Raw genomic sequence first — 14477 nt, 5'->3', positions numbered from 1 at the left:
GAGAACGAGTCCGTTGAAACCACGTGCCAGCCGAAGAGCCACCGCCCTTGCGGCCGCGGCGAGTTCACTCCTGCTCGCCATCCCCGCCTCCGCGCAGACGCAGCCCGCCCGCTCCGGGGGAACACCGCCGCTCGCAGGCTTCCGCGTACTGCTCAGCAACGACGACTCGATGCAGATGGCCCGCCCCAACGGCGCCGACGGCAAGGGCCTGTACGAGGTGCGCCGCGCGCTGTGCGCGGCAGGCGCGGACGTCGTCGTCATCGCGCCCTGGGCCAACCAGAGCGGCGCGGGCACCGGCTCCACCACCAGCGGTCAACTGACCGTCGAGCAGCGGAACGCGCTGCCGCCGGAGTACGCACACGACTGTTCCGGTGCGCCCGCCCGAGGCGCGGTGTACGGAGTGTGCAAGGGGGCGACCCCCTGCGGCCCCGCCTCCCTGAGCGCCACGCCCGCCGACACCGTACGCCTCGCCCTCGGCGGTGGCCTGGCCGCCAAGGCGGGCTGGACCGACGGCCCCGACCTCGTCGTCTCCGGCACCAACTACGGGCAGAACGTGGCCTCTGTGGTCAACGACTCGGGCACGGTCGGAGCCGCCCTCGCCGCGATCGAGGAGGGGGTCCCGGCGGTCGCGCTCAGCAGTTCGTACGACCCGACCGTCACGACGTCCCTGGAGGTCGCTGACCGCACGTACCGGGAGACGGGGGAGTACGCCGCCGGCTTCATCGGGCAGCTGCGCCGGCACGACCTGCTGCGGCCCGACTTCGTCGTGAACGTCAACTACCCCTATCTGCCCGTGGGTCAGCGCCCCCGCGGCACCGCATGGACGGCCGTGGGCACGCAGAAGCTCGTCAGAAACGTCTACACGGCCAGTGGCGACACCTTCACCGTCGGAGCCGCGGCCTGTACCCCGGCGACGGAGAACTGCCGCCCCGAGACGAAGCGCGACGCCGACTTCGCGACGCTCCAGCGCGGGTACGTCACCGTGACGCCGCTCGGTCCCGACCGCACGTACACGGGAGCGAAGGACGCCCGGCTCGCCGCGTACGTACGGTCCCACCGCTGACGGTGGCGGGGGAGCGGCCGGTCCGCTTCCGCTCCCCCGGCACCTATCCGACGCGGACCACGGTCAGTGTGTGCGTCCCCGGTCCCAGGTCCGGGACGACGACACGGTCGCCGTCCCGGCGAACCCCGGCCCTGCCCCGCTCGCCGTCCCACAGGGTGCGGTGGCCGTCGCGTACGACCACACGCTGCCCGCCGGTCGGCAGCGCCGCCGTGCCCGCGGTGGACCGGGGGACCCGGACCGTCACCGTGAGCGACTCCTTCCCGTTCGTCCACTCCACCCCCAACGGGCCGTGGGGAGTGGGCAGTTGACCCTGCGCCCAGGCGACGGACGCGGGATTGGGGCGGACCTCCCACGTCGCGTACCCGGGCGAGGTCGGCGTGGCGCCCAGGAGCTGGTGCGTCAGCGCGGGCAGGACGCCGGTCGACCAGCCGTGCGCCATGCTCGTGTAGGCGTCCTCGTACAGCGAGCCGTTCGGACCGATGCCCTCCCAGTTGGTGATGCCGGGGTCGTGGCTGTCCATCCACCCGTACGTGCGCCGGATCTGGTCGAGTGCCGACTCCGCGCGGCCGCTGTCGAAGCGGGCCACGATCTCCGGGTACGAGGTGAAGGCGTAGACCCGCTGGGAGGCGCCGCCGAAGATCGTGTCGTTGTCCATGAAGGCGTTGCCGTACCGGAGTTGCGTCGACCGGTCGCGGTGGTCGAGCGCGGCGGCGGCCCGCTCGGCGCCCGCGATGCCCGCGGTGATGGCGATGGAGTTGCCGTCCTGCGCATGGCGGACCGGTCCGGTGGCGGAGTCCAGATAGGCGCCGGCGGCCTCGTCCCACAGATGGGTGTCGACGGCCTTGGCAACGTTGTCAGCCCGTGCCGACCAGCGCGCGGCGTCCGCGCTGTTGCCCAGCCAAGTGGCAAGCGAGGCAGCGTCGTTGAGCGCCTGGACATAGTTGGCGTTGTAGTACGTGATGCGGCCCGTACGGTCGAGGAAGGCGTAGTCGCCGTACCCGCCCGTGCCGTTGAGCCCCTTGCTGAGCAGGCCCGCGTCGTCGGTGACGCTCGGGTACCAGGTGTCGAGGACCTTGAGGAGCTGCGGGTAGTAGCGGGTCGCGTAGGCGCGGTCGCCGGTGTAGAGGACGTAGTCCCAGCTGCACGTCACCCACCACAGCGGATAGTCGAAGAGCGGCAGCGTGTAGTTGTTGATGGATGCCGGAGGGATCCAGCCGTCCGCGCGCTGGTGGTCGGCGAGATCGGCGAGGACGTTGCGGGCGGCCTCGGCGGCGTCGTCGTGGGTCAGATAGAGGGTGCGGGCCGAGACCGCGAGGTCGCCGACGTACGGATCGCGGTCGCGCTTGGCGCCGTCCTGGAGCACCAGCTTGCCCTCCAGGGAGGCGCTCCAGGCGTTGCGTGGATCGACGTCGTCGCGGCGGAAGGTGTCGGTCACCAGCTCATTGGTGTACGCCGCCCCGTACCAGTAGCGGTTCAAGTCGTCGTCGGAGCAGAGGAACCAGCCCCGGTAGGTGTCCGGGGTGCCGAGGTAGGCGGTGAACTCGAGCGACACCGAGTCGATGGAGACCGTGCCCCAGGGCAGGGCGGCCGGTGCGTCGGTGTCGAGCGCGTCGAGTGTGATCTTCAGGTACCGGAAGCCGTGCAGGCCGTCCGCGAACACCTTGTCCCCGAACTGGAAGCCCTTCACGTCCTTCCAGTCGGCGCCCTTGGCCGGCACCGCGAACTGGTCCGTGCCTCTGCCGGCGCCGCCCGCCTGGTCGGCGCGGGTGAAGTCGGATCGGTCGGTGAGGAACTGCCGCGTCTCGGAGAACGCGAGCCGCACCCCGGGGCTGTTGTCCGAGGCCGAGGTGAACTTCACGCGCGGATAGCCGACGACGACCTTGCCGAAGTCGATGGTCACGCTCGGCGCCTCGACGGGCGCCACCGGCTCGGGCCACACCTCGTTGACGCGGGTGAACGCGCCCTTCGGCGAATCCTGGTCGGCGGTGACGGTGATGCGCACCTTGTCGGTGGTGCGCGGGGCGTCGAACGGAACGGCGCGCTGGACGACGCCGTTCTTGGTGACCGAGGCCGCCTGTGTCCACGCCCCGTCCTGCCAGGTCTCCACGGTGAAGTCCTGCGGTACGCCGTCGCTGTTGGAGATCAGCGTCAGCCCCGGCAGGGCGCGCACCTCGGGGAGGGTGATGGTGAGGGTGTCGGGGAAGGCGGCCGAGGTGTCGTCGTTCCAGAAGGTGTCAGGGTCGCCGTCGATGGCATTGGCGGCGACGTACGTACGCGGCTTGCCGTCGTTGCCCTGGTTTCCCGCGTGCTCGGAGGAGGCTACGGCGGTCGTGCCCTCGGGCCACTTGGGGGCGGCGGGCGGCTGCGGGCGACTGAGCACGGTGACACCGCCGCCCGGCTTCAACAGGGCGTCGGGGCGTGTCACTTGACCGGTGGTGCCCAGCGTCTTCACCGGCCGGACGGTCGTGGAGGCGGGCGCCTGTACGTACCGGTGCCAGGCGTCCTTCCCGAGCCGCGGCGCCGTGTTCGCCGCAGCCGCGGCGGACCCCGCACCGAGGAGCGAGAGCCCGGACGCGGACAGCGCGGCCGTCCCCAGCCCCGCCGCCACCACGGCACGCCGATTCGGCCCGGACTCCGGTCCCTGCCCCTTGTTCCCGCTCGACGGCATAGCGCGTTCTCCCCTTCGTCGGAAGCTGCTGAAACAGTCAGTGAAACGTTTCAGGCGTGTGAACGGAGGCGACGCTACACGAGCGGCGAGAGGCCGTACAGAGATCGCACAACGACTCCGGATGCGGAGTGCGAGGCTAGCCTCGGGCCCATGGGACTTGAATGGGAACAGCTCGTCATCGACGCCGCCGACCCGGTGGCCCTGGGCCGCTGGTGGCGCGAGGCGCTCGACTGGATCGTGGTGAACGACTCGCCCGAGGAGTACGAGATCAGAGCGGAGCCCGACCGGCTGCCCGGCCTGCTCTTCGGGCCCGCTCCGGAGGGAAAGACCATCAAGAACCGCCTCCATCTCGACTTCCGCCCCGACGACCGGGACGCGGAGGTCGAGCGCTTCCTGGCCCTCGGCGCCCGCCGCGCAGATGTCGGGCAGCGGGGAGACGAACCATGGGTGGTGCTTGCGGACCCCGAGGGGAACGAGTTCTGCGTGCTGGGGGAGCGGCGAGGACATCGACCGGCCGGGGACTTGTAAGCCGATCGGAGCACACGCAGTCCCTCTCAGGGGGCGGTGTGCAGGGAGGCGCGGGCACGCTGGGACCAGCCCACGGCGCACCCGAGCCGGCCGTGGCATCCGTTCCCGGAGGGAGGATTCCGCGTGGGCAGCACACAACCGCCGCACACCCCCCAGCCGGTCCTGGCCGGCACGAGCCGGGCCGCTGTGTTCCTGGTGTTCACCGTCGACCACGGCGGAGCGGACGCCGCCCGCGAACTCCTCGGCGACCTTTCGGGGCTGGTGCGCGCGGTCGGCTTCCGGCTGCCCGACGACCGTCTCTCCTGCGTGGCCGGCATCGGCTCGCTCGCCTGGGACCGCCTCTTCGACGGCCCGCGTCCCGCCGATCTCCACCCCTTCGAACCGCTGCAGGGCGCACGCCACCGCGCCCCCTCCACCCCCGGTGACCTGCTGTTCCACATCCGGGCCCGGCACACCGACCTCTGCTTCGAACTGGCGGCACAGATCACCCGGCGGCTGACGGGCCACGCCCGCATCGTCGACGAGACGCACGGCTTCAGCTACTTCGACCAGCGCGACCTGCTCGGCTTCGTCGACGGCACGGAGAACCCCGAGGGCACCCGCGCGGGGCAGGCCGCGTTCGTGGGGGAGGAGGACGCCGCGTTCGCCGGGGGAAGTTACGCGATCGTCCAGAAGTACCTGCACAACCTGCCCCAGTGGGACGCGCTCCCCGCGGAGGAGCAGGAACGCGTGGTCGGCCGTACGAAAGCGGACGACATCGAACTGCCGGAGGACACCCAGCCCGCCGACTCCCACGTCGCCCTGAACAAGGTCGAGGACGCCGACGGCGAGGAGCAGCCGATCGTCCGCGCCAACATGCCCTTCGGGTCCCTCGCGCGCGCCGAGTACGGCACGTACTTCATCGGGTACTGCCGCACCCCCGCCGTCACCGAGCAGATGCTCCGCAACATGTTCCTGGGCGCGGGGGACGCGACCCACGACCGGATCCTGGAGTTCTCCACCGCGACCACGGGATCCCTGTTCTACGTCCCCACCACGGAATTCCTGGACGATCCGCCGGCCCCGTCCGCCCCGTCCGCCGCGACCTCTCCCGCCCCTGTGGTCACGCAGGCGGTCGACACCTCGCTGGGCATCGGCAGCCTCGAACTCCCCGCCGTGAACACCACTTCACCGAAGGCGTTTTGATACCCATGGACAATCTGCACCGCGACCTGGCACCCATCAGCACGAGCGCCTGGAACGAGATCGAGGACGAGGTCCGCCGTACGTTCGTCCTGCACCTCGCGGGCCGCCGCGTCGTCGATCTGGACGATCCGGGCGGCCCCGCCCTCGCGGCGATCGGCTCCGGCCACCTCAAGCGGATCGCGGCACCGACCCCGAGCGTCGAGGCCCGCGCACACCAGTCGCATCCGACCATCGAGCTGCGCGTGCCGTTCACTCTGGAGCGCGAGGCCGTCGACAACGTGGAGTACGGCGCCAAGGACAGCGACTGGCACCCCGCGCAGGAGGCCGCCAGGACCATGGCCCTCACCGAGGACCGGATCATCTTCGAGGGCTGGGCCGAAGCCGGGATCGAGGGGATCAGGAGCGATTCCAGCAACGAGGCACTGCCGCTGGCCGCGGACGTGGCCGAATACGCGGACAGCGTGAGCCGTGCCATGACCGCCCTGCGCCTCGCCGGCGTGGACGGCCCGTACGCACTGCTGCTGGGCGCCGACGCGTACACCGCGGTGAACGAGACCTCCGACCACGGATATCCCGTACGCGAACACCTCGCCCGCGTCCTGTCCGGGCCCATCGTGTGGGCCCCGGCCCTCACGGGCGGTGCCGTCGTGTCCACCCGGGGCGGCGACTTCGAACTCCACCTGGGACAGGACCTCTCGATCGGCTATCTCACGCACGACGCCACGACGATCCAGCTCTACCTGCAGCAGAGCCTCACCTTCAGCCTTCACACACCCGAGGCCGGGATCGCCCTCACCGTGTGAACGACAGAGCGGGCTGCCGCCCGGCCGGACGGCAACCCGCTCATGGTGTGTCGGTCAGGCCTGGACGACGCCGGACTCCGAGACGACGACCTGCGCCTTGGTCGCGCCGGAACGCGAGCCGAGGGCCTCGATCTGCTGGACCAGGTCGAAGCCTTCGACGACCTCGCCGAAGACGACGTGCTTGCCGTCGAGCCACGGCGTCACCACGGTGGTGATGAAGAACTGCGAGCCGTTGCTGTTCGGGCCGGCGTTGGCCATGGACAGCAGGCCCGGCCGGGTGTGCTTGTGGGTGAAGTTCTCGTCCGGGAACTTCTCGCCGTAGATGCTCTTGCCGCCGGTGCCGTTGCCCCGGGTGAAGTCGCCGCCCTGGAGCATGAACTCCGGGATGACGCGGTGGAACGGCGAACCGGCGTAGCCGTAGCCGTGCTCGCCGGTGGCCAGCTCGCGGAAGTTCTTGGCGGTCTTGGGCACGACGTCGTCGTACAGCTTGAAGACGATCTTCCCGGCGGGCTTCTCGTCGATGGTGATGTTGAAGAAAACGTTGCTCGTCATGGGTGCCATCTTGCCGGACCGGGATCGGCCCGCATGCCAGGGGGGCCGTCCAGTGGTGACGATCTGTGCCGAATGGGGTGCGGGTGCGCTACGGGGAGTGCCTGTTTCCCTCGTACGAGTGAGGGCTGATCGTTTCCTCACCGCTCCGGAGGAATGCCGCTCGGCGCGTCCAGACAGGAGTTCCTCGACGCACAGCACCAGTGGACCTGTGCGCACCGCAGAGAGGAACACCCCCATGCGAACAGACGAAAAGACCCCGGCCCGGCGGCGGCCCAGGGTCCTCGCCCTGGCCACGGTCGCCCTGGCCGGAGCGCTCCTCTGCTCGGTCGCGGCGCCGGTGGAGGCGTCGACCGGGCAGCGGATCTCGGGCTGCGGCTGGAACGAGGGCACCACCAGCGACCATCCCTTCTACGAACACTGCGCCACGGACACCAATGTGTGGATCCAGGTGACACGGACCTGGCGGTCCGACTACCACCGGTGCGTGGGCCCGGGGCGGACCGTCCTCGACTCCGATGCGAACGGTGCCTGGTACGACAGCAACTACCAGGGCGGAACCTGCAGCCACCCCGGGGACACCGGGCCGTAGGCGGGACGGATGCGCGGCAGGTGGCCCGGGCCACCCGCCGCGCGTTGTCAGCTGGAGTACACCTCCAGTTCCGAGAGCTGCGCCGCCGGCCAGCCCGTGTTGCCCGTGAAGTTCAGCCGCAGGTACCGGGTCTGCGCACCGCTCAGGTCGACCGTGGCCGTATTGCCGCTCGCCGGATTGAAGACATAGCCGGCGGATGCCTTGAGCGAGGTGTACGTGGAGTTGTCGGTGCTGCCGGACACGCTCAGCGTCTGGGTGCGCGTGGCCCAGGCCGCGGCCGGAGGGAGCTTTAGCACCAGGCGCTTCGCCGCTTTCGCGGAGCCCAGGTCCACGGTGATCGTCTGGGGGAAGGCATTGTTCGTGCTCTCCCAGTAGGTGTTCGCGTTGCCGTCCACCGCGTTCGACGCCTGATAGACGTCCGCGTGCCCGGAGTCCGTGACCGGGCGGCCCTGGGCCAGGTTCCCGGGGTCGGACGGCGGAGTGGTGGGCGGGTCGGTCGGAGTGGTCGGCGGGTCCGTCGGCGTCGTGGGCGGGTCGGTCGGCTGGCCCGGGTCCTGCGGGACGCCGCCGTTGGTCCAGACGGGATCCGGCCAGGTGCCGGTGCAGACCGGCGGGTCCGCGTACCAGCCCGTGTTGGTGCCCGTCCGGGTGATCTGGAAGCCGCTGCCGATGCAGTTGTGGATCGGGTTGCTCTGCGCGATGTGGGTGGCGGTCACGTTCTCGAAGGTGGCGGTGCCCGGTGCCTGGATCTGCAGGGCGTACGTTCCCGCGCCGTCGATGCGGATGTTCTTGAAGTGCAGGCCGTTGGTCGCGCCCTCGATGAGATGGATCGCCGCGTACGAGCTGTCCAGGACCTCGCTGTCGGTGATGTTGAGGGTGGCGTTGATGGGCTCGTTGAGGCCGCTGAACCAGATGGCGCCGACGCCGAAGCGCCAGTTGTAGTCGTTGTTGCCGGTACGGATCAGCGTGTTGCGTGCCGCGGTGATGGTGCCCGAAACTGCCGTCCCCTGACCGGAGTTGACCCCCGGATAGCGGTTGGCGATGTGCAGGCCGCCGCCGTTGGTCAGGGTGTCGGACATGACGTTGTCCGCGATGGTGATGTCCTTGCCGCCGTAGGTGACGATGTTGTTCGCCAGGATGGGCAGGACCACGGTGTTGAACGTGAACTTGTTGTTGACGTTGGGCTTGGCCTCCGCCCACATGGCGAGTCCGTCGTCGCCGGAGTTGCGGACGAAGGTGTTCGTGACGGTGGAGTTGGTGACGCCGTAGTGGAAGTTCACACCGTCGGCGGTCTGGTCCAGGATGCGGCTGTTCTTGATGGTGAGGTTGTCCATCGGGCCGTCCATCCAGGCACCGCACTTGGTGTGCTGCATCCAGATGTTGTCGACGGTCGAGTTGGACAGTGCACCGCCGATGGCGTTGACCTGGTCGTCGTCGACGCGCTCGCGGATGTCACCGATGATGGCGAAGTCCTTGAGGGTGACGTTGCTGCTGCCGCCCTGCGCCGCGTACTTCCCGTAGACGCCGACCGCCTTGCTGCGGTTGCTGGGGTCGCGTCCGGTCAGGACGCTGTACCAGGGGCCGGCCCCGCGCAGTGTCACCTTGTCCACCACGATGTGGTCGCGGACCTGGAAGGTGCCCTGCGGGATGTAGACCTCCTTGCCTTGTGCCGCGCCGGCGTCGACCGCCGCCTGGATCTTGGCCGTCGAGTCCGCCGCACCGGTCGGGTCGGCCCCGAAGTCGCTCACCACGTCGAGCGCGCCCGAGGGCTTGGCAGTGGGCGCACCCACCTGCTCGAAGTCGGCGAGGTCGATGGTGAACGAGGGGGAGGCCGAGACCGAGGAGACCTGGAGCCTGATCTTCGTCCCTGCGGGGAGCGTTGATCCGAGCATGGTGCGGGTCTCGTCGTAGAAGTGGTGGGGGTTGGTGTCGCCGGGGTTGTTGTTGAAGGGGTAGCCGCCGTAGTACCAGCCGTAGACCGAGGTGACCGGGACGCTCTTGAGCTGACTGCCGTTCACCTTGAGATCGATCGCCGCGTCGCGGCCGGTGCCGGCCGCGCTGTCGGGGAGGGAGTAGCGGAACGACATCGCGTTCGCCGGGCTGGTGAGGGTGAACTCGACGTACTCGCCGACGCCGTCCAGCGTGACGGCCTGTCGGCCCGAGGCTTCGGAGGGCAGCGTCCCGTAGGTGCGGTCGGGGCCTATGAGCGTGCCGTTGGTCGCCGCGTACTCGGCCTCCTGCTCCTTGAACGGAACGCTCGCGCCGCGGCCCTTGACGTCAAGTGGTGAAGGGGCCTGAACTGCCGCCGCCTGGGCCGAGGTTCCGGTCGACAGCACGACCGCGGCGGCTGTCCCTGCCACCGCGAGGGCCATCGAGAGGGAGGCGGCCAGGCCGCGTTTGAGCAGGTGACTTCTTGGGGGGAATGCCACAGAAGGGGTCCTTGTCGCTCGTGGGGGCTCTGCGAACGCTCAGGAGGCTAGGACGCTTTCGACGTGACGTCCATGATTCTGCGCAAGATTTCGATGGACTCATGAAAATGATCGACTCACCATGGGAAGAACTGAGCGTACAGGCGACTTGATCGCCCCCAGCCCTGCCTGTCCTCTGGATCGAACGGACCCCATGGGATGGAAGGGGTGATTTTGTCCCTTGAATTGACATGGACTCGGCGATTGCCTCTGTCCGGGCGGTAGACCTCTCTACATCTCTCTGCAATATTCCAACAATTGAACGCAAGAACACGAACTTCGAGAGACTAGGGACACGTATGCCACATATCAGGCACAGATGGCGAGCCGTCACGGCCGCTCTCGCGACGGCCCTGTTACTGCTCGGCCTTCCCGCACTGTCCGCCGAAGCCGCCGGCGGCCCCAACCTCGCGGTGGGCAAGCCCACCCGGGCCAGCGACTCCAACGCGTCGTACGCCGCCGGGAACATCACCGACGGCAACCAGGCCACCTACTGGGAGAGTTCGTCCACCACCTTCCCCCAGTGGGTCGAGACGGACCTCGGCTCCACCGCCCGGGTCGACCAGGTCGTCCTCAAGCTCCCCGCGGGCTGGGAGAGCCGCAACGAGACCCTCGCCGTGCAGGGGAGTGCGGACGGCACCAGTTACAACACCCTCTCCACCGCGGCCTCGTACACCTTCGGCCCCGGCAACGGGAACACGGTGACGGTCAACTTCCCGGCCGCCCAGACCCGTTACGTACGGATCAACATCACCGCCAACTCCGGCTGGCCCAAGGCCCAGCTCTCCGAACTGGCGGTCTACGCGGCGGACGCGTCCGGCACCTCGGGCAACCTGGCGCTCGGCAAGACCCTCACCGCCAGCAGCTACACCGAGGTGTATTCCGCGCCCAACGCCAACGACGGCAACCGGGCCACCTACTGGGAGAGCCAGAACAACGCGCTCCCGCAGTGGATCCAGGCCGACCTCGGCTCTTCGGTACAGGTGAACCAGGTCGTCCTGCGGCTGCCGTCCGGCTGGGGCGCCAGAACGCAGACGCTGAAGATCCAAGGCAGCACCAACAACACGGCCTTCACCGACCTCACCGCCTCCAAGGGATACGCGTTCAACGCGGCCGGGGACCAGTCGGTGACGATCTCCTTCGACCCCACCACCACCCGCTACGTCCGCGTGCTGATCACCGCCAACACCGAACAGCCCGCGGGACAGCTCTCGGAGCTCGAGGTCTACGGTCCGACGTCCGGTGACGTCACGCCCCCCTCCACACCGCAGAACCTCGCGTACACCGAACCGGCGACCGGCCAGATCAAGCTCACCTGGTCCGCCTCGACCGACGCGGTGGGTGTGACCGGCTACGACGTCTACGCCAACGGCGAGCTGCGCACCACCGTCGCGGGCAATGTGACGACGTACACCGACAACCAGCCCGGCAGCGCCACGGTCGCGTACTACGTCCGCGCCCACGACGCCGCGGGCAACCAGTCGGGCAACAGCAACACTGTGACCCGCGCGGGCGACACGGGCGACACGCAGGCACCCACGGCGCCGTCGAACCTCGCGTTCACCCAGCCGTCCGGCACCGACATCAAGCTGACCTGGGGCGCCTCCGCGGACAACGTGAAGGTCACGGGCTACGACATCTACGCCAACGGCAGCCTGCGCAAGTCGGTCGCCGGTGACGTCACGACGTACACCGACTCCCAGCCGGCCGACACCACCGTCACGTACTACGTACGGGCCAAGGACGCGGCGGGCAACACCTCGGGCAACAGCAACACCGTCACCCGCTCCGGGACGACGGGCCCCGGCTCGAACCTGGCCCAGGGGAAGCCGATCAGCGCCTCCTCCACTGTCTTCACCTTCCTCGCCGAGAACGCCAACGACGGCCAGACCAGCACCTATTGGGAGGGCGCGGGCGGCAGCTACCCGAACACACTGACCGTGAAGCTCGGGGCCAACGCCGATGTGAACTCGGTCGTACTGAAGCTGAATCCGGACAGCGCCTGGTCCACCCGTACGCAGAACATCGAGGTCCTGGGTCGCGAGCAGTCCGCGAGCTCGTTCACCAGCCTGGTGGCGGGCAAGGACTACACCTTCAACCCGGCGAGCCAGAACACCGTCACCATCCCGGTGAGCGGCCGCATCGCCGACGTCCAGCTGAAGATCACCTCCAACACCGGCTCGTCCGCGGGCCAGATCGCGGAGTTCCAGGTGGTCGGCGTACCGGCCCCCAACCCGGACCTCCAGGTCACCGGCATCACGGCCTCCCCGGCCGCGCCCGTCGAGTCGGACACCATCAGCCTCTCGGCCACCGTCACCAACAGCGGCCCCCAGGCATCGGCGGCCACCGCCCTCGACTTCAGCCTCGGCTCCACGAAGGCAGGCACCGCACAGGTGCCGGCGCTCGCGGCGGGCGAGACGAAGACCGTCACCGCCTCCATCGGCGCACGCGACGCGGGCAGTTACCCGCTGAGCGCGACAGTGGACCCGGCAAATAACGTGATCGAGCAGAACGAGGCCAACAACACCTACACCAGCCCCTCTCCGCTCGTCGTCAAGCCGGTCTCCAGCTCCGACCTGGTCGCATTCCCCGTCAGCTGGTCGCCGAGTTCGGCGAGTGCGGGCGACGTCGTCAGGTTCTCGGTGGCGATCAAGAACCAGGGCACCGTGGCCTCGGCCGGCGGTGCGCACTCCGTCACCCTGACCGTCACCGACTCCAAGGGCGCCACGCTCACCACCCTGACCGGCGCCTACAACGGGGCCATCGCTGCGGGCGCCACCGCCACCCCGGTGGACCTCGGCACCTGGACGGCGGCCAACGGCAACTACCAGGTGAAGACCGTGATCGCGGCCGACACCAATGAACTCCCGGTCAAGCGCGACAACAACACCACCACCCAGTCGCTGTTCATCGGACGCGGCGCGGACATGCCCTACGACACCTACGAGGCGGAGGACGGAGTCGTCGCGGGCGGCGCCAAGGTCGTCGGCCCCAACCGCACCGTCGGTGACCTCGCGGGCGAGGCGTCGGGCCGCAAGGCCGTGACGCTCAACAACACAGGCGAATCGGTCGAGTTCACCACGAAGGCCAGCACGAACACGCTGGTCACCCGCTTCTCCATCCCCGACGCCCCGAGCGGCGGCGGCACCAGTGCGACGCTGAACATCTACGTCGACGGCACGTTCCTCAAGGCGATCGACCTCACCTCGAAGTACGCCTGGCTGTACGGCGCCGAGACCGGCCCGGGCAACGACCCGGGATCCGGCACCCCGCGCCACATCTACGACGAGGCGAACGTCCTTCTCGGCAAGACGGTCCCCGCAGGCAGCAGGATCAAGCTGCAGAAGGACGCCGCCAACACCTCGAAGTACGCGATCGACTTCGTCGACACCGAGCTGGCCACGGCGGCGGCCAACCCCGACCCGGCCACGTACACCGTGCCGGCCGGATTCTCCCAGCAGGACGTCCAGAACGCTCTGGACAAGGTCCGCATGGACACCACCGGCAAGCTCGTCGGCGTCTATCTGCCGGCCGGTGACTACGAGACGTCCAGCAAGTTCCAGGTCTACGGCAAGGCGGTCAAGGTCGTCGGTGCGGGCCCCTGGTTCACCCGCTTCCACGCCCCGTCGTCGCAGGACAACACCGACGCGGGGTTCCGTGCCGAAGCGACCGCCAACGGCTCGTCGTTCGCGAACTTCGCGTTCTTCGGGAACTACACCTCACGCATCGACGGCCCCGGAAAGGTCTTCGACTTCTCAGGCGTCGCCAACATCACCATCGACAACGTCTGGAACGAACACACCGTCTGCCTCTACTGGGGCGCCAACACCGACAACATCACCATCAAGAACTCGCGCATCCGTGACACCTACGCCGACGGCATCAACATGACCAACGGCAGCACGGACAACCATGTCGTCAACAACGAGTCGCGCGCCACGGGCGACGACAGCTTCGCCCTGTTCTCGGCGATCGACGCCGGCGGCGCCGACGAGAAGAACAACGTCTTCGAGAACCTGACCTCACTCCTGACCTGGCGTGCCGCGGGGGTGGCCGTCTACGGCGGCTACAGCAACACCTTCCGCAACATCCGCATCGCGGACACCCTCGTCTACTCCGGGATCACGGTCAGCTCGCTGGACTTCGGCTACCCGATGAACGGCTTCGGCACCGATCCGACGACCCTGGAGAACATCACCATCGAACGGTCCGGCGGCCACTTCTGGGGCGGACAGACCTTCCCCGGCATCTGGCTGTTCTCCGCCTCGAAGGTGTTCCAGGGCATCCGCATCAACGATGTGGACATCGTCGATCCGACGTACAGCGGAATCATGTTCCAGACCAACTACGTAGGAGGACAGCCGCAGTTCCCGATCAAGGACACGATCCTCACGGACATCACGATCACCGGCGCGAAGAAGAGCGGCGACGCCTTTGACGCCAAGTCCGGCTTCGGCCTCTGGGCGAACGAGATGCCCGAGTCCGGCCAGGGCCCTGCGGTCGGCGAGGTGACGTTCCACAACCTGAAGATGAGCGGCAACGCTCAGGACATCAAGAACACCACGTCCACCTTCAAGATCAACAACCTGCCGTAGCGGCGGGCGCACCGACGAACGGTGGC

The 14477-nt window shown here is 68.7% G+C and carries 9 protein-coding genes; 6 read left to right on the top strand and 3 right to left on the bottom strand.

The annotated features are described in order from the left end of the window. Positions 1-13: 13 nt before the first annotated feature. Positions 14-1063 carry a 5'/3'-nucleotidase SurE gene (surE, locus tag OG707_RS00790; protein ID WP_329113174.1) on the top strand — a complete coding sequence of 350 codons (1050 nt, stop codon included), beginning with the start codon at positions 14-16 and terminating at the stop codon, positions 1061-1063. 43 nt (positions 1064-1106) lie between these two features. On the opposite strand, the gene OG707_RS00785 is transcribed toward surE, so the two are convergent. After that, positions 1107-3731 carry an alpha-L-rhamnosidase-related protein gene (locus OG707_RS00785; protein WP_329113172.1) on the bottom strand — a complete coding sequence of 875 codons (2625 nt, stop codon included), beginning with the start codon at positions 3729-3731 and terminating at the stop codon, positions 1107-1109. 150 nt (positions 3732-3881) lie between these two features. Between OG707_RS00785 and OG707_RS00780 the strand changes: the two genes are divergently transcribed. The 3 genes from OG707_RS00780 (at position 3882) to OG707_RS00770 (ending at position 6247) form a co-directional block, all read left to right on the top strand. Further along, entirely contained in the window at positions 3882-4259 is a 378-nt protein-coding gene (locus tag OG707_RS00780) for a VOC family protein (RefSeq protein WP_329113171.1), read from the top strand. 123 nt (positions 4260-4382) lie between these two features. Beyond that, positions 4383-5444 carry a Dyp-type peroxidase gene (locus OG707_RS00775; RefSeq protein WP_329113169.1) on the top strand — a complete coding sequence of 354 codons (1062 nt, stop codon included), beginning with the start codon at positions 4383-4385 and terminating at the stop codon, positions 5442-5444. 5 nt (positions 5445-5449) lie between these two features. Next, positions 5450-6247 carry a family 1 encapsulin nanocompartment shell protein gene (locus tag OG707_RS00770; RefSeq protein ID WP_329113167.1) on the top strand — a complete coding sequence of 266 codons (798 nt, stop codon included), beginning with the start codon at positions 5450-5452 and terminating at the stop codon, positions 6245-6247. Positions 6248-6301: 54 nt separating this feature from the next. On the opposite strand, the gene OG707_RS00765 is transcribed toward OG707_RS00770, so the two are convergent. Continuing rightward, a complete protein-coding gene (locus OG707_RS00765) occupies positions 6302-6799 on the bottom strand; it encodes a peptidylprolyl isomerase (RefSeq protein ID WP_329113165.1) in 498 nt (165 codons plus the stop codon). Positions 6800-7034: 235 nt separating this feature from the next. On the opposite strand from OG707_RS00765, the gene OG707_RS00760 reads away from it, so the two are divergent. Further along, positions 7035-7388 carry a DUF6355 family natural product biosynthesis protein gene (locus OG707_RS00760; protein WP_329113163.1) on the top strand — a complete coding sequence of 118 codons (354 nt, stop codon included), beginning with the start codon at positions 7035-7037 and terminating at the stop codon, positions 7386-7388. Between the two features lie 47 nt (positions 7389-7435). Here OG707_RS00760 and OG707_RS00755 read toward each other — a convergent pair whose 3' ends face one another. Next, positions 7436-9760, bottom strand: coding sequence for a discoidin domain-containing protein (locus tag OG707_RS00755; RefSeq protein WP_329127566.1), 2325 nt, complete (start codon positions 9758-9760; stop codon positions 7436-7438). A gap of 395 nt (positions 9761-10155) precedes the next feature. Between OG707_RS00755 and OG707_RS00750 the strand changes: the two genes are divergently transcribed. Beyond that, positions 10156-14451 (top strand): discoidin domain-containing protein, encoded by a 4296-nt coding sequence (locus OG707_RS00750; RefSeq protein WP_329113160.1) that lies wholly within the window; start codon positions 10156-10158, stop codon positions 14449-14451. Positions 14452-14477 lie beyond the last annotated feature (26 nt).

Source organism: Streptomyces sp. NBC_01465 (assembly GCF_036227325.1).
In the GTDB taxonomy this organism is placed as follows: Bacteria; Actinomycetota; Actinomycetes; order Streptomycetales; family Streptomycetaceae; genus Streptomyces.
Note: the sequence above shows the minus strand (reverse complement) of the source record. Positions and strands in the feature narration are given on the sequence as shown.

Excerpts from the sequence above, each read along its gene's own strand:
- OG707_RS00785 (WP_329113172.1), bottom strand. The coding sequence starts at position 3,731 with ATGCCGTCGAGCGGGAACAAGGGGCAGGGACCGGAGTCCGGGCCGAAT.
- OG707_RS00780 (WP_329113171.1), top strand. The coding sequence starts at position 3,882 with ATGGGACTTGAATGGGAACAGCTCGTCATCGACGCCGCCGACCCGGTG.
- OG707_RS00770 (WP_329113167.1), top strand. The coding sequence starts at position 5,450 with ATGGACAATCTGCACCGCGACCTGGCACCCATCAGCACGAGCGCCTGG.
- OG707_RS00765 (WP_329113165.1), bottom strand. The coding sequence starts at position 6,799 with ATGACGAGCAACGTTTTCTTCAACATCACCATCGACGAGAAGCCCGCC.
- OG707_RS00760 (WP_329113163.1), top strand. The coding sequence starts at position 7,035 with ATGCGAACAGACGAAAAGACCCCGGCCCGGCGGCGGCCCAGGGTCCTC.
- OG707_RS00755 (WP_329127566.1), bottom strand. The coding sequence starts at position 9,760 with ATGGCCCTCGCGGTGGCAGGGACAGCCGCCGCGGTCGTGCTGTCGACC.
- OG707_RS00750 (WP_329113160.1), top strand. The coding sequence starts at position 10,156 with ATGCCACATATCAGGCACAGATGGCGAGCCGTCACGGCCGCTCTCGCG.